This window comes from Streptomyces aurantiacus, from assembly GCF_001418335.1.
GTDB lineage: Bacteria > Actinomycetota > Actinomycetes > Streptomycetales > Streptomycetaceae > Streptomyces > Streptomyces aurantiacus.
The window spans coordinates 1-23,029 of sequence record NZ_LIPP01000051.1 but is presented as its reverse complement, the minus strand read 5'-3'; the positions used below and the strand labels follow the sequence as shown (position 1 = coordinate 23,029).

Sequence of the window (23,029 nt, the reverse complement as noted above, 5' to 3'; positions counted from 1 at the left end):
GTGAGGCGCGCCCCTGGTGCTCCCCGCGGTCCTCGGCACAACCGCCTCGGACCTGTCCGCCACTCGAAACCCGCGGGCGTCCGCCACCCACCGTCACGTAGATTGCACGGACCGGGCAGGTGGCAGGTCGGAACATTGGGGTACAGCGTGTCAGCGGCAAGCAGGCAGGGTGTGGTGGATGCCCGCAGGATCGTCGTCAAGGTGGGTTCCTCGTCCCTGACCACCGCGTCCGGAGGGCTCGACGCCGACCGGGTGGACGCCCTCGTCGACGTACTCGCCAAGAGCCGCGCCGGCGGCGGGAAGGAGGTCGTCCTCGTCTCGTCCGGCGCCATCGCCGCGGGACTCGCCCCGCTGGGCCTGGGCCGTCGTCCCACGGACCTCGCCCGCCAGCAGGCCGCCGCCAGCGTCGGCCAGGGCCTCCTCGTCGCCCGCTACACCGCCTCCTTCGCCCGCTACGGCGTCCGGGTCGGCCAGGTGCTGCTCACCTCGGACGACATGAGCCGCCGCGCCCACCACCGCAACGCCTCCCGCACCCTCGACAAGCTCCTCTCGATGGGTGCCCTGCCGGTCGTCAACGAGAACGACACCGTCGCCACGGACGAGATCCGGTTCGGCGACAACGACCGCCTCGCGGCCCTCGTCGCCCATCTCGTCCGCGCCGACCTGCTGGTCCTCCTCTCCGACGTGGACGGCGTGTACGACGGCGACCCCAGCAGGCCCGGCACGTCGCGGATAGCGGAAGTGCGCACTCCGGCCGACCTCGCCCACGTCGACATCGGCAGCGCGGGCAAGGCGGGCGTCGGCACCGGGGGCATGGTCACCAAGGTCGAGGCGGCCCGGATCGCGGCCGCGGCAGGCATCCCGGTGGTGCTGACGAGCTCGGTGCACGCCGCGGACGCCCTCGCGGGGCGGGACACCGGCACGTACTTCCACGCCACCGGCCGCCGCTCCGGCGACCGCCTGCTGTGGCTCCAGCACGCGTCGACCCCGCAGGGCGCGCTCGTCCTCGACGACGGGGCCGTGCGCGCGGTCGTCGAGCGCCGTACGTCGCTGCTGCCCGCGGGCATCGCGGCCGTCGAGGGCGACTTCGCCGCGGGCGACCCCGTCGAACTGCGCGACAGCGCGGGGCTGCCGGTCGCCCGGGGGCTGGTCAACTTCGACGCCAGGGAGATCCCGCAGCTCATCGGGCGCTCCACGCACGAGCTGGCCCGCGAGCTGGGCCCCGCGTACGAACGCGAGGTCGTACACCGGGACGACCTGGTGCTCCTGAACCCGTGAACGCCGACGGGGCCGCTCCCGCCCCGCTGGACGCCCTCCGCGTCGTCGTCGCGGCCGTCGACCCGGCCCGGCCGAAAACAGGGGGGAACGCCGGACAAAGCCGCTGTCCGGAGGGGGACCTTCGGTAAAAGCGCCACGCGGCGCCTTCCCACCTGCTCAACTTTGACTCAGGGAGACCCCCTGAGTCCGAGCGGACCCATTGCGTAAAGGAGGCCGTCGTGAGACGAGTGCGCCCTGGGGCGGCGGCGTCCCGCGGTGTTGCCGGCTCCCGCGCGGCCGGCGAGGAGCGAGCGCTCACCAGCGTCGCTGCCGGTGACACGTACGAGGTCGAGCAGGTGCGGGACCTGCCGCGGCTGTGGCACGTCACGCTGAGCGTCTCGGGCGGGGAGGCCCCGCTCAAAGACGTCAGACGCGGCCTGGAACAGCTCGCCCACGACCACCCCTTTCTGCTGACCAGCCGGTACGCCAACGACCACGCGGAGATCCGCTACTGGGAGGAGGCCCGCGACCTGCACGACGCGGCCGCGGTCGCGCTGCGGCTGTGGGGCGAACACCGCCAGACCGCGAAGCTGCCGCCCTGGGAGATCGTCGGCCTGGAGGTCATCGACCGCGAGACCTACCACCAGCGGATCGCGGAGGGTTACGGGCAACTGCCCGCCGCCCCCGTGGGCGTACACCCGTTCTAACAGGGTCTTCGGGGTCGTTGATGTCGTCGATACCGTTGATGTCCTGGGGATACGTGCTTTCTACGGCCATTTCCGGACCCGTCTCGCGGTATGGGACAACGGCTGAACACCTCTCGCGGGCGCACTACTCTGCGGGTTATGACGACGCTCTCGCCGTACGACTCGATGTCCCCGGTCACCCAGGCCGCCTACCGTGCCAAGGGCGCCGCCGCCGACCTCGCCCCGCTGCCGAGGGCCGAGAAGGACGACGCGCTGCTCGCGATCGCGGACGCGCTCGAAGTCCGTACGAGTGACGTCATCGCGGCCAACGCCAAGGACATCGAGCGCGCCCGCGAGGCCGGCACCAGCGAGACCGTCATCGACCGTCTCACGCTCACGCCCGAGCGGATCCGCGCGATCGCCTCCGACGTGCGCGACGTGGTGGCGCTGCCCGACCCGGTCGGCGAGGTCGTCCGCGGCTCGACCCTCCCGAACGGCATCGACCTGCGCCAGGTCCGGGTCCCCCTCGGCGTCGTCGGCATCATCTACGAGGCCCGCCCGAACGTGACGGTCGACGCCGCCGCCCTCTGCCTGAAGTCCGGGAACGCGGTGCTGCTGCGCGGCTCGTCCTCGGCGTACGAGTCCAACACCGCCCTCGTCCGCGTCCTGCGCGACGCCATCGGCGGCTCGGGCCTGCCCGCCGACGCCGTCCAGCTCGTGCCGGGCGACAACCGTGAGTCCGTACGGGAACTGATGCGCGCCCGGGGCCTCGTCGACGTGCTCATTCCGCGCGGCGGCGCCTCGCTGATCCGCACGGTGGTCCAGGAGTCCACCGTCCCGGTCATCGAGACCGGCACCGGCAACTGCCACGTGTACGTCGACGCGCGGGCCGACCTCGACATGGCGATCGACATCCTGATCAACTCCAAGGCGCAGCGGCCCAGCGTCTGCAACTCCGCCGAGACGCTCCTCGTCCACCAGGACATCGCGCCCGCGTTCCTGCCGCGCGCCCTCGACGCCCTCGCGGAGGCCGGGGTCACCGTGCACGGCGACGAGCGAGTTCTCGGCTACGCCAAGAACTCCAAGGCCACCGTCGTCGAGGCGACCGTCGAGGACTGGGAGACCGAGTACCTGTCGTACGACATCGCGGCGGCCGTCGTCGACTCGCTGGACCGGGCCGTCGACCACATCCGGCTGTGGACCTCCGGGCACACCGAGGCGATCGTCACCACCTCGCAGCAGGCGGCCCGCCGCTTCACCCAGTTGGTCGACTCGACGACGGTGGCCGTGAACGCGTCCACGCGCTTCACGGACGGCGGCCAGTTCGGCTTCGGCGCCGAGATCGGGATCTCCACGCAGAAGCTGCACGCGAGGGGGCCCATGGGGCTGCCGGAGCTGACGAGCACCAAGTACATCGTCACGGGCGACGGACACGTCCGGCGCTGAGCCGGGGCCTGCTCGGGGCCTGCTCGGTGCCTGCTCGGAAAAGCGTCTCGCCGGGCGGACGACTTTCCTTGTGGTCTGCCCAAATCGACCACCCCGGTCTACTCTGGATCCGTGCCGGAGGACGTGGGGGGCACGCCGTTCCCTGACGGCTGGGAGCCCGACGACGACCGCGACCGCGGGGGTGCCGACGAAGAGTCCGCCTCCGTGGTCTTCGACGAGGCCTTCGTCCGGGCGGCGCCGGTGCACGAGCCGACCGCCGTCGAGCGTCTCCTGGCCGCCGCACAGGCGAGAGCGGAAGCCTCCGAGGCCGAGGCCCGCCGGGCGCACGCCCGCCGCGTACGAGGGGACGACGAGCTCTTCGAGGACGGGTTCGGCCCCGACGGCCGGGACGACTTCGGCTATGACCCGGATCTGGACGACCTGGACGACCGAGATGTCCTCGGCGGCTACGGCAACCCGGGCACGTACGGCAAGCAGGCCCGCTGGCACCGCCCCGTGGCCTGGGTACTCGCTCTCGTGATGGGCATCGGCATGGTCGCGCTGGCTTTCGCGGCGGTCTACCGGGGCGCCTCGTCGAGCAGCGGGGACCAGGTTCCGCCGCCCGCCTCCACCGGCCTCGAACAGGGCAGCCGCGTGGGTCCCTCGGCCTCCGCCGGCTATCCCCGGCCGGCCGTCTCCGCGGTGCCCCGCACTCCCTGAGAGGTGCGGGGGGATCAGCTGGGGCATCAGTCGTGAGACGGGGGCCGAAAGAGGTTTGAAAAGCCTCTCCGCGAGTCTGCCGGGCCGGTCCGGGACCGTGCGGTGAACCTGGTGAGAACCTGTCAGAACTTGTGGTGTAGCAGGGCGTTTACCTGAGGCCCAGGAGACCTACTCTGAAAGTATGGGCGGGCCTGGAGACCCACCTGAGGGAGCGCCCGAGGGTACTCCCGGCGGTGGCGAGGAGGAGTACCGATCCGTCGTCTTCGACGAATCGTTCGTCCGGGCTGCCCGCCTCCAGGAGTTCTCCGCGCAGGAGCGCATAGGCGACCACACCCCGGCCGTCCGCCGCCGCCCCCCGATGCGCCGCGGTCTGCTGTCCCGGCAGGCACTGGTCCTCGTCGTCCTGATCGCCGTGGCGTTCGGTACGGCGATCTACATGGGCGTACGCCATCCGTACCAGACCCCCGTCGCGCAGCACCCCGAGCCCCTGCGGATGACGGTGATACCGCTCGCGCCACAGAGCCGCGTGCCCGGCTCGGCCGACGTCGACGCGTTGTACGCGCACAGCCCGGCCGACCAGTTCCGCACCGGCGCCGAAGGCATCACCCTGCCCGCCTCCCGGCGCACCGCGCACTTCTCCGACAGCCAGGTCGTCACCGCGCTGACCACGGCGAAGGACTACCTCGTCGAGTCCTCGCTCGACCCGGACGTCCTCACCGGCGGCGCCAGCCGATCCGTACGGATACTGCTCGACCCGCAGCAGCTCGACCAGTTCGACCAGAGCTTCCAGCACCCCACCGCGGACGGGCGGCACGCGCCCACCGGCTGGCTGGTGCGCTTCGACCCGACGCGGACCGAGCTGGCCGACCCCAAGATCCGGGTGCAGGGCACGCTGACCGCCGCCGAGACGGACTCCGACACCCTTGAGGTCAGCGCCGACCACACCTTCGTCTACGCGCTGCGGCCGACCGGCTCGCAGGAGACGGCCGACGCCTCGCTGTTCACGCTGCGGCGCGAGCTGCACTTCCGGTTCGACCGCGACGACCTGCGCATGCACCAGGCCGAGCTGCTCGTCTCGTACGTCCAGGCCGGACCGCTGGCCTGCGCCGAGGACTCGACGAACCATCTGCGTCCGCTGCTCGCGGGGGAGACGGCCAAGGCGGGCGGCCCGGCCGGCACCGACCCGTTCGCCACAGGCAGCGCCACGGCGCTCTGCGGCTCACTGGCGGCCAGCGCCCAGCCCAAGCTCTAGTCCTGGCCCAACCCTCTGGTCCCGGCCCGGGTTGCCGGCGCCCGTGATCAGGCGCTGCCGTTCGGGCTCTCGTCGTCCGGACGGTCCGGACGGTCGGTGCGCGGCGCGTCCTTGGGAGAGCCACCGGAGCCGCCCGAGCCCTCGGAGTCGCCGCTGCCGCCTGCCTCTCCGCCTCCGCCGTTGCCGCCGCCCGCGAAGCCTCCGAAGCCGCGGCGCACCCGGCCGCCGAGGTCGCCCGCACCGCCCGCGATGTCGCTGACCAGCTTCATCAGCGGGTCCTTGGAGTTCTTCACGTCGGTCGCGTAGCTGGCCGCCGACTGACGGAAGGAGTCCGTGACCGAGGTGTCCCCGTCCTCGTCGCGGCGCGGGTAGTGGCCGTCCATGATCCGCTGGTAGTCGCGGGACTCCGCCCACTTCTTCAGCTCGGCCGCCCGGACCGTGGTGAACGGGTGGGAGCGGGGCATCACGTTCAGGATCTTGAGCACGGAGTCGCGGAGGTCGCCGCCGGCCTCGTACTCCTCGGCCTGGGCGAGGAACGCGTCCACGTTCATCTCGTGCAGGTGGTTGCCGCCCGCGATCTTCATCAGGCCGCGCATCGAGGCCCGCAGGTCCTGGCCGACCAGCAGGCCCGCACGGTCCGCGGACAGTTCGGACTTGCGGAACCACTCACGCAGGGCGGTCACGATCGCCATGATCGCGAGATTGCCGAGGGGGATCCACGCCACGCGCAGGGCGAGGCTGGTCAGGAAGAGCAGGATCGTGCGGTAGACGGAGTGGCCCGACAGCGCGTGGCCCACCTCGTGGCCGATGACCGCCCGCATCTCCTCCTCGTCGAGCAGCTCCACCAGGCCGGTGGTGACGACGATGATCGGCTCGTCCAGACCGATGCACATCGCGTTCGGCTGGGGGTCCTGGTTGACGTACATCGGGGGGACCTTCTCCAGGTCCAGGATGTAACAGGCGTCGCGCAGCATCGTGTTCAGGTGGGCGAACTGGGCGTCCGAGACGCGCACCGAGTCCGACAGGAACAGCAGCCTCAGACTGCGCTCCGGGAGCAGGCCGCTGAGCGCCTTGAAGACCGTGTCGAAGCCGGTGAGCTTGCGCAGGGCGACCAGGGCCGAGCGGTCCGCGGGGTGCTCGTACGCCCGGGAGGAGATTCCCTCGAAGCGCCTGCGCTGCCTGCTCGGTACGTTCTCGTGGCTGTCTTCTGGCATGTGGTCCCCCATGCGTTTGGTTGCCTTCTCTGGCCCCCGAGACGGGGCCCAGCCTAGGCGGAGATACCGTGGACGGGCAGTACAGCGAAGGAGTAGTACGTCATGGAGCATTCCCCCGGATCGTGGCTCACCGAGGCGGCGAGCGCCGCCCAGCAACAAGGGGCGGGCAATCTCCTCCGCGTCGTGCTGGTCGTGATGGTCGTCGGCTGTGTGCTGGGCGCCTGGTTCTTGTTGCGTGGCTACAAACGGGACGAGTGAGACCCCGCGGAAGGTTCCCGCCGCGGTGTCGCCGCCCGACGTTCCCAACGGCGGAGTCGGAGTGATGGGTGAGAGAGCACGCGCTTACGATGTGCGGAAGTCTTTATCCCGCCCTCCTCCGCTCTCGGCTTCGCGAGCGGGGGACCACCATCGGATAGGTCCTGTCGAAGATGAGCCTCCACAGCACCGCTGCCCAGTTGGTCACACTCGCCGCCGAGGGCGAGGAGCACGGCGGCAACCACGAGAGCCTGAACCCCCTGCTCGTCGGCGGCGGAGCCTTCGTCCTCCTCCTGCTGCTGCTGTGGGTCACCACCCGTTTCAACCGGGACCGTTGACGCCCGCGCGACAGAGCCCGCCGTCCGGGCCGGTAGGGTCTGCACGCATGGGAGAGCAGGACATGCCTACCGGTCCGGCGGGCGCGCCGGCGCAGGGCGTACGGCGTGGCCCGGGAAACGGCCCGTCGAACCCGGGCAAGCGCCGCCTCGGCGTCATGGGCGGAACGTTTGACCCGATCCACCACGGACACCTCGTGGCCGCCAGCGAGGTCGCCGCGCAGTTCCACCTCGACGAGGTGGTGTTCGTGCCGACCGGCCAGCCGTGGCAGAAGACCGACCGCGAGGTCTCCCCGGCCGAGGACCGCTATCTGATGACGGTCATCGCGACCGCCGAGAACCCGCAGTTCTCCGTGAGCCGCATCGACATCGACCGCGGCGGCCCGACCTACACCACGGACACGCTGCGCGACCTGCGCGTGCTCAACCCGGACACGGACCTCTTCTTCATCACCGGCGCCGACGCGCTCGGCCAGATCCTCACCTGGCGCGACGCCGAGGAGCTGTTCTCCCTCGCGCACTTCATCGGGGTCACCCGGCCCGGCCACATACTGACCGACACCGGCCTGCCCGAGGGCGGTGTCTCGCTCGTCGAGGTCCCCGCGCTCGCGATCTCTTCCACGGACTGCCGGGCCCGGGTCGCGAAGGGGGATCCGGTCTGGTATCTGGTGCCGGACGGTGTCGTGCGCTACATCGACAAGCGAGAGCTGTACCGCGGCCAGTGAGCCGAGAGGGGCACCGGTGAACGACCGATACGACGCTGGGTACGGGGGCGACCAGTACGAACTCGTCGGCTACGACGAGTTCGGGCAGCCTGTGTACCGCCAGGTGCCGCAGCCGGGGCAGCCTCCGCAACACCCTCAGCACTCTGGGCAACAGGACGAGTACGGCCAGTACGACCCCTACGGCGGCCAGGCGCAGGGTTACGGGCAGGACTACGGCCAGAATTACGGGCAACAGGGCTACGGATACGACCCGTACGCGACGGGGCAGCAAGCGGGACAGCAGGCGTCGCCTGTGGGGCCGTATGACACCGGTCAGCAGCAACCCGTGTCGTCCTATGACACCGGCCTGCAGCAGCCCCAAGTCGCGGAGCAGACCGCTTACATCCCGCAGCAGACGGGCCCCGCGGAGCCGCCGGCGCCGGCGTCGGCGGTGGACGACGAGCGAGGGGCCGAACAGGGCTACCGCACCGAGCAGTTCGCCTTCGTCGAGGAGCAGCCCGAGGAATCCGAAGACGTCATCGACTGGCTCACGTTCACCGAGAACCGCACCGAGCGGCGCGAGGAGGCCAAGCGCCGGGCGCGCGGCCGGGTCGTCGCCCTCGTCGTCGTACTCGCGCTGGTCGCGGTCGGCGGGACCGGGTATCTCTGGTTCGCCGGGAAGCTGCCCGGGTCGTCGTCGGACTCGAAGGCCGGCGCGACCACCGCGGCCGGTGCCCAGAAGCGTGACGTGATCGTCGTCCACCTGCACAACACCAAGGGCAGCGGCACCTCGACGGCCCTGCTGGTCAACAACACCACCACCGAGCAGGGCACCACGGTCCTGCTGCCCAACGCCCTCGCCCTGACGGACGAGGACGGCGGCGGGACCACACTCTCCAAGTCGGTCGACGACGACGGTTCCTCGGGGACGCGCGACGAACTCGACACCGTGCTCGGCACGGACATCGAGGGCACCTGGCGCCTCGACACCCCGTACCTCAACAACCTCGTCGAACTCGTCGGCAACATCGACATCGACACCGACACGGACGTGCCGGACCCCGAGGCGAAGAAGAAGGGCGAGACCCCGCTCGTCAAGAAGGGCGAGCAGCAGACGCTCAGCGGCAAGATGGCCGTCGCGTACGCCACGTACCGCGCCTCCGGGGAGTCGCAGAACGCGCAGTTGCAGCGGTTCGGGCAGGTCATGCAGGGCGTGCTGCGCAAGCTGTCGTCCGACGCGCAGGCCGCGACGACCACCGTGCAGACGCTCGCGCAGATCCTCGACCCCTCCCTGACCGACAGCGACCTGGGCACGTTCCTCGCCAAACTCGCGGACCGGGCCAAGGAGGGCGACTTCAAGACGGCTCTGCTGCCGGTCCAGACGGACGGCCGGCTCAGCACGCAGGCCAGCGACAGCGTGGTCAAGGACGTGCTCGGCGGAGCGGCCAAGAGCCCCGAGAAGGGCGACGCCGTCCAGGTGGGCATCCGCAACGCCACCGCCGACAAGGACGCCACCGAGAAGGCGCGGGTCGTGCTGCTCAACGGCGGCTACACCTTCGTCGACGGCGGTACGGCCGAAGTCGCACAGGCGGTGTCCGAGATCACATACGCCGACGCCGCGAAGAAGGCGGACGCGGTGGAGGTCGCCAAGACGCTGGACCTGCCCACGACCGCCGTGAAGAAGGGCAAGGTCACCTCGAACGCGGACGTGTCGGTGGTCCTGGGCCAGGACTACAAGGTGAGCCGGAGCGAATAGGGCGCCTTTTATCGCGTGGGGCGCCGTCGGCGGTCCGTGAGACCCTTGGGGTATGACCCCTCGGGGTTTCCTGACCGTCTACGGAAAGCCTTGTAGTGACCGCCACTGACCGCTCTACCGAGCTCATCACCACCGCCGCACAGGCGGCCGCCGACAAGCTCGCGCACGACATCATCGCGTACGACGTCAGCGACGTGCTGTCGATCACGGACGCCTTCCTGCTGGCCTCCGCGCCCAACGACCGCCAGGTCAAGTCGATCGTCGACGAGATCGAGGAGCGGCTGAACAAGGAGCTCGGCGTGAAGCCGGTGCGCCGCGAGGGCGACCGCGACGCCCGCTGGATCCTGCTCGACTACGTCGACATCGTGGTGCACGTCCAGCACAGCGAGGAGCGGGTGTTCTACGCGCTGGAGCGGCTCTGGAAGGACTGCCCCGAGCTCGACCTGCCCGCCGACGCCAAGGCCACCCGAGGCAAGGCCGCCGAGCACAGCGAGCTCCAGGACACGGAGGACGCCGCAGAGCTGCGCGGAGAGCTTCGATGACCGCCGGCGCGGGGCAGCCGGCGGCGGACGGCAGGCCGCTGTCCGAGACCGGCAAGAAGGCCGGGCGGGGGCGCCGCGTCATCCTGTGGCGCCACGGCCAGACGCTGTGGAACGTGGAGCGCCGCTTCCAGGGCACCACGGACGTCGAGCTCACCGAGACCGGCGTGGGCCAGGCCCGCCGCGCCGCACGGCTGCTCGCGTCCCTCAGGCCCGACGCGATCGTCGCCTCGGACCTGAAGCGGGCGGCGAACACCGCGGGTGAGCTGTCCGCGCTCACCGGCCTCGACGTCACGCACGACGAGGGCCTGCGCGAGACGTACGCGGGCCGCTGGCAGGGCCTGACGCACCCGGAGATCATCGCGGAGTACGGCGACCAGTACGCGGCGTGGAAGCGCGGCGAGCCCGTTCGCCGGGGTGGCGGCGAACTGGAGACCGAGGTCGCCGACCGGGCGGCCCCTGTCGTGCTCAGGCATGCCGAGAAGCTCCCCGACGACGGCACCCTCGTGGTCGTCAGCCACGGCGGCACCATCCGCACCACCATCGGCCGCCTCCTCGGCCTGGAGTCCCAGCACTGGGAAAGCCTCGGCGGCCTCTCCAACTGCTGCTGGTCCGTCCTCGGCGAGGGCGCCCGCGGCTGGCGGCTGCTGGAGCACAACGCGGGCACCCTCCCGGAACCCGTACTGGGCGACGACGACTAGAACCTCCGGCCGGGACGCGTGGGCCTGCCCGCACCGCCCGCCCACGCCGGCCGGAGGATCGTGACGTGGCCCGTCGGGCCCGGTTCGATCCGCCGGACCTCGGCTCGAATCCGGACCCCGGTGCCCCGCAGTACCGGATTTCACTTTCCGGCTGGTCGCAGGCTAAAGTTCTTCTTGTTCCGCCACCGGGGAGACCCGGTGGGAACAGTACAAGGGGCTATAGCTCAGTTGGTAGAGCGCCTGCATGGCATGCAGGAGGTCAGGAGTTCAATTCTCCTTAGCTCCACTTGACTCCACGAACGTGGACCGATGATCCCGTCCCCATCAGGGGGCGGGATTTTTCGTCGTCCTCCGCGCCCTTCCCTGGGCCCGCTACCGGGAAAGGTCCCGCAGCCGGGAGATCCGCGCGCTCGTCTCCTCGTCGTCCGGCCGGTGGACCACGATCCGGCAGTCCGGCATTCCGTTGACCGACAGCGACACCGACGTCATCCGCAACTCGCCCACCGCCCCGTGCCGGAACGTCTTCACACGCGGCCCGAGCGGTGCCACATCGCCGTTGCGCCACAGCCCGGCGAAGTACTCACTGGCCTGCGACAGCCGGCGTATGAAGTCCTCCCACGCGGGCTCACCGACATGTCTGCCGTACCCGGACCGCAGCGTCGCCACCATCGTCGGCAGCACGCTCTCCCGGAACAGCAGCTGACAGACGTCCTCGTCCACGACGAAGAGCGACCACAGCGCGTTGCCCATCCGGCCGCCGCCGGTGGCGGCCGTCCCCGGTATCAGGAACAGGTCCCGGTACATCCGGTTGGCGGCGAGGATGTCGAACCGCGCGCTGTAGACGACCGCCGGAATCGGGTCGAGCGCGTCGAGGATCTCCTGGATCTCGGGGCCGACGGCCGGCGCGGCCGACTCGTAGTCGTGGGTGAACGGCACCTCGGCCAGGTCGTACAGATGCTCGCGCTCCGGCTGGCCGAGCCCCAGCGTGCGCGCCACGGCGTCGAGGACCTGCGAAGACGCGTTGATCGGCCGGCCCTGCTCCAGCCACGTGTACCAGGTGACCCCGACGCCCGAGAGCTGCGCGACCTCCTCGCGCCGCAGCCCCGGTGTGCGCCGGCGCAGACCCGGCTCCATCCCCACGTCGGCCGGTGTCACCCGCGCCCGTCGGCTGCGCAGGAAGGCGGCCAGCTCAGGACGCCGCCGGTGTGTCTTGGCCATCGTCGTCACATCCCCCATCCTCGCCCCTGGGCCCCGCGCCTTCCAGGTGCTGTCAGTACCAGCATCGACGGACTCTCGGCACCCGACTCCGCCCGCCGCCACGCTCGACGCCATGACGACCACAACCCCCACGGGCCCGGGCGCCGCACCCGGACCCGGTTCAAGGCCTGCCTCCAGTAGAACTCCCGGCACTGACAATCGCCCCGGACGACTGCTCGCGATCGTCCTCGCCGCCCAGTTCATGGCGCTCGTCGACGCCTTCATCGTCAACGTGGCGGTGCCCACCATCGGTGCCGAACTCCACGCCACCGGCGCCGGATTGCAGCTGGTGGTCGCCGGATACGCCATCCCGTACTCCGTTCTGCTCATCACCGGCGCTCGCCTCGGCGACCTGCTCGGTCACCGACGCGTCCATCTGGCCGGCCTCGCGTTGTTCACGGCGGCCTCACTGGCCTGCGGACTCGCCCAGGGCACCGGCCAGTTGATCGCCTTCCGGATGATCCAGGGCGCCGGCTCGGCGGTGATGATCCCGCAGGTGCTCAGCCTGATCCAGCGCCACTTCACCGGCGAGGCGAGGGGCAGGGCCCTCGGCCTGTACTCGGCGGTCCTCGCGACCGGCGCCGCGGTCGGGCAGGTGCTGGGCGGACTCCTCGTCAGCGCCGACCTGTTCGGCACGAGCTGGCGTCCCGTGTTCCTGGTGAACGTGCCCGTGGGCGTCGTACTCCTGCTCCTCGGCGCACGCGTCCTGCCGCGCGACGACGCGCGCGCTCCGGAGCGCGCGCACCGCCTGGACCTGCCGGGCCTGGTCCTCCTGGGCGCGGCTGTCTCGCTGCTCACGATCCCGCTGGTGCTCGGGCAGGAGAAGGACTGGCCCCTGTGGTCGTGGCTGTCACTCGCGGCCTCCGCGGTGCTCTTCGCCTTCTTCTCGGTGTACGAGTCCCGGGTCGCCCGACGTGGCGGCACCCCGCTGATCGCGCCCCGGGTGCTGCGCCACCCCGGTGTCGGGCTCGCGGTCTTCCGGATCATGGCGGCGATGGCCGTCAACGGCGGCTTCCTGTTCGTGCTCACCCTGCACATCCAGGGCGGCCTCGGCTACAGCGCGCTGCGCGCGGGACTCACCTTCGCGCCGACCGCGGTGGTCTTCGGGCTGGTGGGGCTGACCTGGCGCACCTGGCCCGCCTCCTGGCAACGAGCCCTGATCCCGGCCGGGTTCGCGCTCACCGCGGTCTCCGTCGCGGCCGTGGGACTGGCACTGCGCGACGGCCACGAGGCCGGGTTCCGGCTGTACGCCGCTCTGGCCGCCGTCGGCGCGGGGCTCGCGCTCTCCTTCAGCCCGACGCTCACGGGGGCGCTCGCGACGGTGCGCCCCGAGGACGCGGCGGACGCGAGCGGACTGCTCGCCACGGTCGCACAGCTCGGCCAGCTCATGGGCGTCGCCGCGTTCGGCACACTCTTCTTGAACCGGCTTGAGTCACTTGGGGCTTCGGGGGCGTATACCTCTTCGGACGCGCTACTCGTCTGCATGTTCGCGCTGGCCGCGACCGCCGCGGCAGGTGCTGTGTCCGGACTGGTACGCAGGCGTCGCTGACCGTATTGCTCCGGCCGTGGCAGAATCAAACGGCCGGAAGGGGGCGCGGCCCGACGGGAGGGAGTGGCGATGCCTGCGAGCATCCTCGGGAAGGTCGTCGACCTTCCCGGAACCGAGGTGGTTCGGAACCCGATCACGCGCCTCGACTGCCCTTCCTGCGGTTCGGCCCACGTCGCTCAAGTCCTCGGCGACAACGGAGGAGTTTCCTACGTGTGCACGGCCTGCGGCCACAGCTGGAGCTGATCGATGGGTGCGCACAGGCGAAAGTGCGATTGGTGCGGCAGCGGTACGCCCATCGTCCGCGACATGGAACCGGTCAACCACGACTACCAGTACTGGTGCGAGGAATGCGCACGGGCGCTGATCATAAAAGGCGACCCCATCGAGACGTACCGCGAGCTGGAGGGGGAGCCGATCTACGGCCGGCTCCTCGATGAGCACTGCACGCTCAAGCGCTTCTATTCGTTCGCGACTGCCTGAGCCCGGTCCGATCCCGGCTTGAGCCCGGCCCGAGCTCGACCCGAGCCCGGCCGGGGTTTCGTCCCGGACATCACCCTTGCGAGGAATGTCGATGAGCGCCGGAAACGATTTGGTGGTGCACGGGAGGACCGGTAATGTTGGCGTCGCCGCCGGGGAGACCCGGAGGAACACCGCAAGGGGCTATAGCTCAGTTGGTAGAGCGCCTGCATGGCATGCAGGAGGTCAGGAGTTCAATTCTCCTTAGCTCCACAGCAGATGAAAGCGGGCCATCCGATCAGGATGGCCCGCTTTCTGCGTGGTGAGGTGCCGGGCTGGGTCAGCGACCGCGGCCCAGCGCGCGACGACCGCCCCCGCCGCCCTCGCGTACGGCGGGCAGGTTCTGTCGGGGGGCCGCTCCGCCGGTGGTCTCCTCCAGTCGCAGCGCGAGCGCCGGGCAGCGCCGTACGGCCCGCAGCGCCTTCGCCTCCGCGTACCGGGGCACCTGCGCCTGGGCGACGGTCGGGAAGCCGTCGGCGCCCAGCTGGAAGACCTCCGGGAGGATGTCCGCGCACAGGCCGTGCCCGCGGCACAGCGTCCAGTCCACGAAGATCTTCTGGCGGGGTGCGCCCTGCTCCTCCTCCGGCGGCTGACCGCCCGGGATGCCGGTGGGCTGCTGGCCGCCCTCGAAGAGCGGCAGAACGCCCTCCACGGGCCGTCCGCAGCCGTTGCCGAGGACATGGGCGGCCAGGTCGTCCGTGAACGCCTTGATGGTCGACTCCAGGAACATCGCGGAGCCGTCCGGGTGCGAGCACGCGCCGCGCCGCTTCACGGCGTTGGCGACCTGCTTGAGCGCTTCGAGGGCGGCCGGGCCGCCGCCGTTGAGGATGTCCTCCATGCCGCGGGCCGCGGCCGGCAGCCCGAGGTAGCACGGGCCGCACTGGCCGGCGCTCTCCTCGGCCAGCCACTGGGCCACCCGCAGCGACTCGCCCAGCGGGCAGGTCGACTGGCTGATCGGGAGGATCGCGCCGGCACCGAGCGCACCGCCCACCGCGTCCAGGGAGTTGCGCGAGACGATCGCCTCGTTGACCGTCGCGGAGTCCAGCCACTTGCCGTGGTAGCCGCCGGTCAGCACGCCCTGCGGGACCGGCGGGGCGCCGGCCAGCTGCAGGATGTAGCGCAGCGGTACGCCGGTCGGGGCCTCGATCACCATGGGGCGGGCGACCGCCCCGGAGACGGTGAGCAGGACGGTGCCGGGCTCGTCGTACAGGCCGGTGTTGCCGTAGCGCTCGGCGCCGATGCGGGCGCCGATCGCCAGCTGGGCGAACGTCTCGGCGTTCGACAGGAGCGTGGGCGCACCGCCGACGCCGTTCTGCGAGGCGCTGGTCTTGCGGCCCGGCGGGATCGCAGGCCCGCCGTCGATGGAGCGGACCAGCGAGGCGGCAGCCCCGGTCACCATCCGTACGGGATTGCGCTGCACGCGCGCGCGGATGGTTGCGCCGCGCCGGTTGGTCAGCCCGCGCTCGGAGAGCGCCGCCTCCATCGACCGCTGGGTGGATTCGCGGGTCACGCCGATGACCAGGGTGCGGGCGCCCAGGGCCTCGGCGACCAGCAGGGCACCGTCCAGGATCAGGTGCGGGGCACGGTTGATCATCACCGTGTCCTTGCGGCAGGCGGGCTCGTCCTCGCTTCCGTTGACGACGACCACGGGCCGTACGCCCCGGCGGATCGCCGCCTCGGCGACCGACCGCAGTTTCTTGTGGAACGGGAAGCCCGCGCCGCCGCGGCCCTTCAGGTTGATGCGTTCGGAGAGCTGCGCGAGCTGCTCTCCGCCCATGGGCTCAAGCGGCCCGTGCACCTTCAGGTGCATGGGCAGGTCGAGTCTCTCGACGAGATCGAATCCGGAGGTGAGCTGGGGAAGGCCCACCACTCGGACTTCGGGTACGTCGGGAAGGGCCTCGTTCACTAAAAGCCTCCGGAAGGCGCGTTCCAGGGTTCGCCGTTGCTCGGTGCCTCGTAGGAACCGGGCAGCGTTTCAGTGGCGGGACCGCTGTTGTACGTGTCATTCGGGTTGTACGTACCGAGGGGGTCGTTCGTCTCACCGGTGTTGTACACGTCACTTCCGCCGTACGAGCCGTCGGGCGCGGGAGTCTCGTAGGAGACGGCGCTGAAGGTGCCCGTGTCCGAGACGGGGCTGAAGCTTCCCGTGTCGTAGTTCGGCGTCTGGGCGGGGCGCGGCGGGGCCTCGTAGAGCGGCGGCGACGGGGTCGGCCAGCGGGGTCCCGGGATGCCGTCGACGGGCGGCATCGACTGGGTGGGCTGCATGTCCGCCGGCATCTGCATGCGCTGCGTCGGGTCGGGCACCAGCGGATCCTGACCGCGCGGCGGGCTCGAAACGGCCCGGTAGGCAGCCGCGAAGCCGCCGGTGTCGGTGAGCGACCCGGTGTCCGTGAAGGACTCGCTGCCCCGGGGGCCGGTGCGCTGCTGGGGTATCGGCTGGTCGGGGAAGCCGGGCCGGCCGCCGGCCTGCGGGGCCTCCGCGGTGCGGCGCGGCGCGGGCTCCTCGCGGAACGACCTGTTGTTGCCGCCGTCGAGCATGGTCAGGACGCGCCTGGCGAACTTCCGCTTGAACGGCAGGGGAGCCGCCCGCAGGGCCAGCGCGCCCATGACGGCGACCAGGGAGAGGCCGTAGAGGATCACGAAGATCGGCTTCGCCTCGCGGCCCGCGAAGAGGCCGTGGATCAGGGCCGAGCACCAGGCGGGGTAGGCCAGCATGTGCACCGCGCGCCAGCGGGCGGCGACCTGTACGGGGGACGCGAACGCGCTGCGCAGCGCGCCGGTGAGGGCTGTGAAGACCATCAGGAGGCCGGCCAGGGTGCCGAGGCCGATGAGTCCGCCGGTGCCGGTGACGCCGAGACCGAAGGGGACGACGGCCGCGATCGCCGAGGTGTGGTCGAGCGTGAGCTTGACCGAGACGTGCAGCAGCAGGAAGCCGACCGAGCTCACCGCGGTGGTCCGGTGCACGGCCTGGGCTATCAGGCGCTGGCGGGTGTTGAGGAACACCCGGTCGGTGGCGACGAGGCCCCAGAGCACCGAGAGGGTGAGGGCGACGAGCGAGAGAACGCCCGCACCGAAGTTGAGGAAGTCCCTGAGCCCGTCACCTCCGATCACGACGACAAGGGGTATGAGCAGCAAGACGGCAGCCATCACTCCGCCCTGGACCGAGCGACTCGGCCGGGAGAGTGTGCTGTTGTTGCGGCGAGAGTTCATGGGGGCAACTCCGAACAGTTCGGGAAAGCGGTCCCGCTGCCGCACTCTAGGTCGAGCCATACCGATGAGTACGAGGTTTCAGTTATATCGCTGTTATCAAAGGGTGGCGAGGGAGCTGTGATGCCCCTTAGCGGCCCTTACGCGAAGTAACCTCTGGCCCTCGCTCGGGTTCCGGCGACCGAGTGCGTGAGCGAGTGCGCGAGCGACACTCAGTGCCGGAGCGTAGCCGAAACCGCGTCGCGGTCCGCTGGGCCGCTGCGGTACCCTGACGCCATGCGTGCCGTACGCCTTCTGCTTAGTGAGCCGCGCTGATCACACCCGGTCGCCGGAAATCCGCGACCGGAATCGGCGCGGCGCCCCCTCCTGTGCGAGGGGTTTTTTCATTTCCTGAGCCGCTGGCAGAGACGATCGATGGAGCTTTGAGGATCATGAGCGAGACGAATACCGCTGCCGCCTCCGAGGTGGCAGCGCCGCACCGCTACACGGCCGCGCTGGCCGCTGACATCGAGGCACGCTGGCAGGACTTCTGGGACGCCGAGGGCACGTACGAGGCGCCGAACCCGAGCGGCGACCTGGCGGGGGACCCCGACCTGGTCGCCAAGCCCAAGAAGTTCATCATGGACATGTTTCCGTACCCCTCCGGCACGGGTCTGCACGTCGGCCACCCGCTGGGATACATCGCCACCGATGTGACCGCCCGCTACCAGCGCATGACGGGCCACAACGTCCTGCACACCCTGGGCTTCGACGCCTTCGGCCTGCCCGCCGAGCAGCACGCCGTGTCGACGGGCGAGCACCCCCGGATCACCACCGAGGCGGCCATCGCCAACATGAAGTCCCAGCTGCGCGCGCTGGGCCTGGGCCACGACAAGCGCCGCTCCTTCGCGACGATCGACCGGGACTACTACAAGTGGACCCAGTGGATCTTCCTGCAGATCTTCAACTCCTGGTACGACACCGAGGCGGACAGGGCCCGGCCGATCGCCGAACTGGTCGCCCTGTTCGAGAGCGGCGAGCGCGCGGTGCCCGGCGGGCGCCCCTGGAGTGAGCTGACTCACGTCGAGCGCGCCGACATCCTGAGTGACCACCGCCTGGCGTACGCCTCCGACGCGCCCGTCAACTGGTGTCCAGGGCTGGGCACCGTCCTGGCGAACGAGGAGGTCACCGCGGACGGCCGCTCCGAGCGCGGCAACTTCCCCGTCTTCAAGGCCAAGCTGCGCCAGTGGAACATGCGCATCACCGCGTACGCCGACCGGCTGTTGGACGACCTGGACGCCCTGGACTGGCCCGAGGCCATCAAGTTGCAACAGCGCAACTGGATCGGCCGCTCCGAGGGCGCCCGCGTCGACTTCCCCGTAGACGGCGAGCACATCGCGGTCTTCACCACGCGCCCGGACACGTTGTTCGGCGCGACCTACATGGTGCTGGCCCCCGAGCACCCGCTGGTCGAGAAGTTCACCTCGGCCGCCTGGCCCGAGGGCACCCATGACGTCTGGACGGGCGGCCACGCCACGCCGTCCGAGGCCGTCGCCGCCTACCGCGCGCAGGCCGCCTCGAAGTCGGACGTCGAGCGGCAGGCCGAGGCCAAGGACAAGACGGGCGTCTTCATCGGCGCGTACGCGACCAACCCGGTCAACGGCGAGCAGATCCCCGTCTTCATCGCCGACTACGTCCTGATGGGGTACGGCACCGGCGCGATCATGGCCGTCCCGGCGGGCGACCAGCGCGACTTCGAGTTCGCGCGCGCCTTCGAGCTGCCGATCCGCTGCGTGGTCGGGCCCACCGACGGCCGCGGCACCGACACGTCGACGTGGGAGGACGCCTTCGGATCGCACGACGCGAAGATCGTCAACTCCGCGAACGACGACATCTCGCTGGACGGCCTGGGCGTCGCCGAGGCCAAGGCGCGCATCACCGAGTGGCTGGAGCGCGAGGGCGTCGGCCGCGGCACCGTCAACTTCCGGCTGCGCGACTGGCTGTTCAGCCGTCAGCGCTACTGGGGCGAGCCCTTCCCGATCGTCTACGACGAGGACGGCATCGCCCACCCGCTGCCCGAGTCGATGCTGCCTCTGGAGCTGCCGGAGGTCGAGGACTACTCGCCGCGCACCTTCGACCCCGACGACGCGAACACGTCCCCGGAGACGCCGCTGTCCCGGAACGAGGACTGGGTCGACGTCACGCTGGACCTGGGCGACGGCCGCGGCACGCGCGCGTACCGCCGCGAAACCAACACCATGCCCAACTGGGCCGGCTCCTGCTGGTACGAGCTGCGCTACCTGGACCCTCACAACTCCGAGAAGCTGGTCGACCCGGAGATCGAGCAGTACTGGATGGGTCCGCGCGAGGGCCAGCCGCACGGCGGCGTCGACCTGTACGTCGGCGGCGCCGAACACGCCGTACTGCACCTGCTGTACGCGCGCTTCTGGTCCAAGGCGCTGTTCGACCTGGGGCACATCTCCTCGGCGGAACCGTTCCACAAGCTGTTCAACCAGGGCATGATCCAGGCCTACGTCTACCGCGACAGCCGTGGCATCGCCGTACCGGCCGCCGAGGTGGAGGAGCGCGACGGCGCGTACTACCACCAGGGCGAGAAGGTCTCCCGGCTGCTGGGCAAGATGGGCAAGTCCCTGAAGAACGCGGTCACTCCGGACGAGATCTGCGCCGAGTACGGGGCGGACACCCTGCGCCTGTACGAGATGGCGATGGGCCCCCTGGACGTGTCGCGGCCGTGGGACACGCGCGCGGTGGTGGGCCAGTACAGGCTGCTGCAGCGGCTGTGGCGCAACGTGATCGACGAGACCACGGGTGACGTCACCGTCGTCGACGTCGCGGACGCCGACATCGACACGGACACACTGCGCGCCCTGCACAAGGCGATCGGCGGCGTGCGCCAGGACCTGGAGGGCCTGCGCTTCAACACCGCCATCGCCAAGGTCACCGAGCTGAACAACCACCTGACCAAGACGGGCGGCCCGGTCCCGCGGACGGTCGCCGAGTCGCTGGTGCTGATGGTCGCGCCGCTGGCCCCGCACATCGCCGAGGAACTGTGGCGCAAGCTGGGCCACACCGACTCGGTCGTGCACCGGGACTTCCCCGTCGCCGACCCGGCGTACGCCGTGGACGAGAGCGTGACCTGCGTCGTGCAGATCAAGGGCAAGGTCAAGGCACGCCTGGAGGTCTCCCCGTCGATCTCGGACGAGGAGCTGGAGAAGGTGGCACTGGCCGACGACAAGGTGGTCGTGGCACTGGACGGGGCGGGAATCCGCAAGGTGATCGTGCGGGCGCCGAAACTGGTGAACATCGTTCCGGCGTAGCGACGAACGCCGTCCCGGTGCGGCCGGTTCGGGTCGGGGTAGTCCCCTAAGGGCAGGTTGGGGGTTCCGCTGGAACCCTCGGCCTGCCTTTTCCGTTTACCGTGAAAGGGCCCGCAGGCACTGGTCGCAGCACGACGCAGCACCCGAGAGGACCGTCATGGAAGCCGTGGTCGCCATCGTGGCACTGATCTTCGTGCTGTTCGTGGTTCTGGGCGCGTATGCCACGGTGAAGGTGGTCGGCGCCGCCAAGCGAGGCGTGGACCGCACCGTCGCACAGGCCCGCCGGACAGTGGAGGACTCCACGCTCAGGGCGAAGACCTTCGCCCAGCCGGGAGCCCAGGGCGCGCTCGCCCAACTGCGCCTCTCCCTGCGCACGTCGATGCGGGCCACTCAGGAGGCACTGCACGCGGGCGTGGCCGAGGACGAGTCGCTGAAAGAGTCCCTGGCACTGTTCGACCGGCTCAGCGTGCACGGCCAGGAACTGGACGGCGAGTTGAAGCGGCTGGAGCGCGAACCGAACAGGGCGCGCCTCACTGAGCGGCTGCCCGCGCTGCGGGAGCGCACCGAGCAGATAACGAAGTCGGCCGACGCACTGCGCTGGGCGGCGCGCGACCGCGCCGAGCGTTTCGGGGGCGACGACCTGGACTCGCTGAGCACACAGATCGACATGGAGGCGGGCGCGCTGCGGCACTGGACGACGGAGCCGACTCCCACGCCTACGCCGCCCGCTCCTGCGTCCACTCCCACGCCGAAGCCGGCGCCCACGCGGACGACGGAGCCCGCCGCCGCCCCGGCCTCGCCGCCGTGGCCGAAGGCGCCGAGCGCCGACGCCGACCGGCAGACCTGGCCGGAGAGCGCCGAGTCGCGCACGGCAGAGGAGCCCACCCGGCCCGCGATCGACGCACCCGCACAGCGGCCCGCTTACCCTTGGGAGAAGAAGCCCCGCCCGGAGAGCACGACTTGATCCAGCCGGTCCGGCCGGTCCAGTCGGTCCGGCCGCAGGCGGGGAGGCCCGCACTGCCGTCCACGTCTCCTGACAGGTAACCTCCAGCTCATGTCCCGCCATGTCGCGATCGTCACCGATTCAACGGCCTACCTGCCGTCGTGGACGATGGAGCGCCACGGCATCACCGCGGTACCTCTGACCGTGGTCCTCGGCGACCAGGCACTCGAAGAGGGCACCGAGATCTCGGCCCGCTCCCTGGCGCTGGCACTGCAGAAGCGGCGGCCCGTCACGACCTCCCGGCCCAGCCCCGAGGTCTTCGCCGAGACCTACCGTCGCATCGCCGAGTCCGGCGCCACCGGCATCGTCTCGCTGCATCTGTCCTCCGAGTTCTCAGGCACGTACGACGCGGCGGTCCTCGCCGCGCGGGAGGCTCCCGTGCCCGTGCGCGTGGTGGACACCGGGATGGTCGCGATGGCCCTCGGCTTCTGCGCGCTGGCGGCCGCCGAGTCCGCGGAGTCGGGCGGCACGGTCGACGACGCGGTCACGGCGGCCGAGAAACGGGCCGCGGGCACGGACACGTACTTCTACGTCGACACCCTCGACTATCTGCGCCGGGGCGGCCGGATCGGGGCCGCGCAGGCGCTGCTCGGATCCGCGCTGGCCGTCAAACCGCTGCTGCAACTGGACGGCGGCCGTATCGAGCTGCTGGAAAAGGTGCGCACCGCCACCAAGGCGATCGCCCGTCTCGAAGAGATCGTGGCCGACCGGGCAGGCAGCGCCCAGGTCGACATCGCCGTCCACCATCTCGCCGCCGCCGACCGCGCCTCGGCGCTCGCGGAGCGGCTGAGGGTACGGGTCCCGGGGCTGGCCGACCTGCACGTGAGCGAGGTCGGAGCGGTGATCGGGGCGCACACGGGGCCCGGTCTGCTGGGGGCGGTCGTCTCGCCTCGGTGAGAGGGCGGACCGACGCTTCGGGGCGGGTGCTTCAACCCGTGCAGGTGACGGAGTTATCCACAACTGGGCGGTAATCCCCCGGAATTGAGCAAGATCATCGGGGACCGTGCCTTGTGCCCCATTCTCGTCGCATGGCACTTCGATCACCTTCACGGACCACGACAGCCACCAGTGGACCGGGCCGCGGCCCGGTCTCCGACGGTCGCATGCGACACCGCCGCCGGCCCTACCGCGGCAGGTCCCGACGCCGGGAGGCCTCGGCGGAGGCGCTGCGCCTGCGCGCGGAAACGCTCTTCGCCGAACGGACAAGAGTGCGCGGCGAGTTGCGGCACGGGCCACCGGTGGTGGTGCGGGATGTGCCGGGGGAATGGGGGCGGGATGGTGGTGGCGTTGAGCTGAAGAGCGAAGGCGAGCCTGAAGCCGAGGGCGAGCCTGAAGC

Annotated in this window: 21 protein-coding genes, 2 tRNA genes and 1 pseudogene; 20 read left to right on the top strand and 4 right to left on the bottom strand. The window is 70.7% G+C overall.

Features of this window, described 5'->3' with window-relative positions:
* Positions 1 to 171: 171 nt before the first annotated feature.
* The 5 genes from proB (at position 172) to AOK01_RS08000 (ending at position 5,340) form a co-directional block, all read left to right on the top strand.
* Positions 172 to 1,278 (top strand): glutamate 5-kinase, encoded by a 1,107-nt coding sequence (proB, locus tag AOK01_RS08020; protein WP_055509925.1) that lies wholly within the window; start codon positions 172 to 174, stop codon positions 1,276 to 1,278.
* Positions 1,279 to 1,505: 227 nt separating this feature from the next.
* Positions 1,506 to 1,964, top strand: a complete 459-nt coding sequence (locus AOK01_RS08015; protein WP_055509923.1) for a hypothetical protein — start codon at positions 1,506 to 1,508, stop codon at positions 1,962 to 1,964.
* A 138-nt stretch (positions 1,965 to 2,102) separates the two neighbouring features.
* Positions 2,103 to 3,389, top strand: coding sequence for a glutamate-5-semialdehyde dehydrogenase (locus tag AOK01_RS08010; RefSeq protein ID WP_055509922.1), 1,287 nt, complete (start codon positions 2,103 to 2,105; stop codon positions 3,387 to 3,389).
* 111 nt (positions 3,390 to 3,500) lie between these two features.
* On the top strand, positions 3,501 to 4,088 hold the full coding sequence (locus AOK01_RS08005) for an SCO2584 family spore wall biosynthesis protein (RefSeq protein WP_055509920.1): 588 nt from the start codon (positions 3,501 to 3,503) through the stop codon (positions 4,086 to 4,088).
* A 181-nt stretch (positions 4,089 to 4,269) separates the two neighbouring features.
* Positions 4,270 to 5,340, top strand: a complete 1,071-nt coding sequence (locus AOK01_RS08000; protein WP_055509918.1) for an SCO2583 family membrane protein — start codon at positions 4,270 to 4,272, stop codon at positions 5,338 to 5,340.
* 47 nt (positions 5,341 to 5,387) lie between these two features.
* On the opposite strand, the gene AOK01_RS07995 is transcribed toward AOK01_RS08000, so the two are convergent.
* On the bottom strand, positions 5,388 to 6,554 hold the full coding sequence (locus tag AOK01_RS07995) for a M48 family metallopeptidase (RefSeq protein ID WP_107099765.1): 1,167 nt from the start codon (positions 6,552 to 6,554) through the stop codon (positions 5,388 to 5,390).
* Between the two features lie 102 nt (positions 6,555 to 6,656).
* On the opposite strand from AOK01_RS07995, the gene AOK01_RS44025 reads away from it, so the two are divergent.
* The 7 genes from AOK01_RS44025 to AOK01_RS07970 all read left to right on the top strand — a co-directional run bounded on the left by AOK01_RS44025 (position 6,657) and on the right by AOK01_RS07970 (position 11,130).
* Positions 6,657 to 6,812, top strand: a complete 156-nt coding sequence (locus AOK01_RS44025; protein WP_169800110.1) for a hypothetical protein — start codon at positions 6,657 to 6,659, stop codon at positions 6,810 to 6,812.
* Between the two features lie 170 nt (positions 6,813 to 6,982).
* A complete protein-coding gene (locus AOK01_RS44020) occupies positions 6,983 to 7,147 on the top strand; it encodes a hypothetical protein (protein WP_169800109.1) in 165 nt (54 codons plus the stop codon).
* Between the two features lie 47 nt (positions 7,148 to 7,194).
* Entirely contained in the window at positions 7,195 to 7,869 is a 675-nt protein-coding gene (gene nadD / locus AOK01_RS07990; protein ID WP_055509914.1) for a nicotinate-nucleotide adenylyltransferase, read from the top strand.
* A gap of 16 nt (positions 7,870 to 7,885) precedes the next feature.
* Positions 7,886 to 9,604 carry a LytR C-terminal domain-containing protein gene (locus AOK01_RS07985; RefSeq protein WP_055509912.1) on the top strand — a complete coding sequence of 573 codons (1,719 nt, stop codon included), beginning with the start codon at positions 7,886 to 7,888 and terminating at the stop codon, positions 9,602 to 9,604.
* A 95-nt stretch (positions 9,605 to 9,699) separates the two neighbouring features.
* Positions 9,700 to 10,146, top strand: coding sequence for a ribosome silencing factor (gene rsfS / locus AOK01_RS07980; protein ID WP_055509910.1), 447 nt, complete (start codon positions 9,700 to 9,702; stop codon positions 10,144 to 10,146).
* Positions 10,143 to 10,844: a histidine phosphatase family protein gene (locus AOK01_RS07975; RefSeq protein WP_055509908.1), complete on the top strand. Its 702-nt coding sequence runs from the start codon at positions 10,143 to 10,145 to the stop codon at positions 10,842 to 10,844. Before rsfS ends, AOK01_RS07975 begins: the two co-directional genes overlap by 4 nt.
* Before the next feature lie 213 nt (positions 10,845 to 11,057).
* A tRNA-Ala gene (locus AOK01_RS07970) sits at positions 11,058 to 11,130 on the top strand.
* Positions 11,131 to 11,216: 86 nt separating this feature from the next.
* Here AOK01_RS07970 and AOK01_RS07965 read toward each other — a convergent pair.
* Positions 11,217 to 12,062 carry a helix-turn-helix transcriptional regulator gene (locus AOK01_RS07965; RefSeq protein WP_107099763.1) on the bottom strand — a complete coding sequence of 282 codons (846 nt, stop codon included), beginning with the start codon at positions 12,060 to 12,062 and terminating at the stop codon, positions 11,217 to 11,219.
* A gap of 112 nt (positions 12,063 to 12,174) precedes the next feature.
* Here AOK01_RS07965 and AOK01_RS07960 point away from each other — a divergent pair, with 112 nt between their 5' ends.
* The 4 genes from AOK01_RS07960 to AOK01_RS07950 all read left to right on the top strand — a co-directional run bounded on the left by AOK01_RS07960 (position 12,175) and on the right by AOK01_RS07950 (position 14,379).
* A complete protein-coding gene (locus tag AOK01_RS07960) occupies positions 12,175 to 13,650 on the top strand; it encodes an MFS transporter (protein WP_213862068.1) in 1,476 nt (491 codons plus the stop codon).
* Positions 13,651 to 13,719: 69 nt separating this feature from the next.
* The gene (locus tag AOK01_RS44015) at positions 13,720 to 13,893 is read left to right on the top strand and encodes a hypothetical protein (protein WP_169800108.1); all 174 of its coding nucleotides are present in this window, start codon (positions 13,720 to 13,722) and stop codon (positions 13,891 to 13,893) included.
* Between the two features lie 3 nt (positions 13,894 to 13,896).
* Entirely contained in the window at positions 13,897 to 14,130 is a 234-nt protein-coding gene (locus tag AOK01_RS07955; protein WP_010986886.1) for a hypothetical protein, read from the top strand.
* Between the two features lie 176 nt (positions 14,131 to 14,306).
* Positions 14,307 to 14,379, top strand: a tRNA-Ala gene (locus AOK01_RS07950).
* Between the two features lie 67 nt (positions 14,380 to 14,446).
* On the opposite strand, the gene AOK01_RS07945 is transcribed toward AOK01_RS07950, so the two are convergent.
* Positions 14,447 to 16,072, bottom strand: a complete 1,626-nt coding sequence (locus AOK01_RS07945) for an NADH-quinone oxidoreductase subunit NuoF family protein (RefSeq protein ID WP_055509905.1) — start codon at positions 16,070 to 16,072, stop codon at positions 14,447 to 14,449.
* Positions 16,072 to 17,313: a hypothetical protein gene (locus AOK01_RS07940; protein WP_055509903.1), complete on the bottom strand. Its 1,242-nt coding sequence runs from the start codon at positions 17,311 to 17,313 to the stop codon at positions 16,072 to 16,074. The genes AOK01_RS07945 and AOK01_RS07940 overlap by 1 nt, the downstream gene beginning before the upstream one ends.
* Positions 17,314 to 17,804: 491 nt before the next feature.
* Here AOK01_RS07940 and leuS point away from each other — a divergent pair, with 491 nt between their 5' ends.
* The 4 genes and pseudogenes from leuS to AOK01_RS44805 form a co-directional block, all read left to right on the top strand.
* Positions 17,805 to 20,690 carry a leucine--tRNA ligase gene (gene leuS / locus AOK01_RS07935; protein WP_055509901.1) on the top strand — a complete coding sequence of 962 codons (2,886 nt, stop codon included), beginning with the start codon at positions 17,805 to 17,807 and terminating at the stop codon, positions 20,688 to 20,690.
* 157 nt (positions 20,691 to 20,847) lie between these two features.
* Positions 20,848 to 21,654, top strand: coding sequence for a hypothetical protein (locus AOK01_RS07930; RefSeq protein WP_055509899.1), 807 nt, complete (start codon positions 20,848 to 20,850; stop codon positions 21,652 to 21,654).
* Positions 21,655 to 21,744: 90 nt separating this feature from the next.
* Entirely contained in the window at positions 21,745 to 22,590 is an 846-nt protein-coding gene (locus tag AOK01_RS07925) for a DegV family protein (RefSeq protein WP_055509896.1), read from the top strand.
* Between the two features lie 206 nt (positions 22,591 to 22,796).
* A pseudogene (locus tag AOK01_RS44805) lies at positions 22,797 to 23,029 on the top strand (ComEA family DNA-binding protein); the annotation flags it as partial.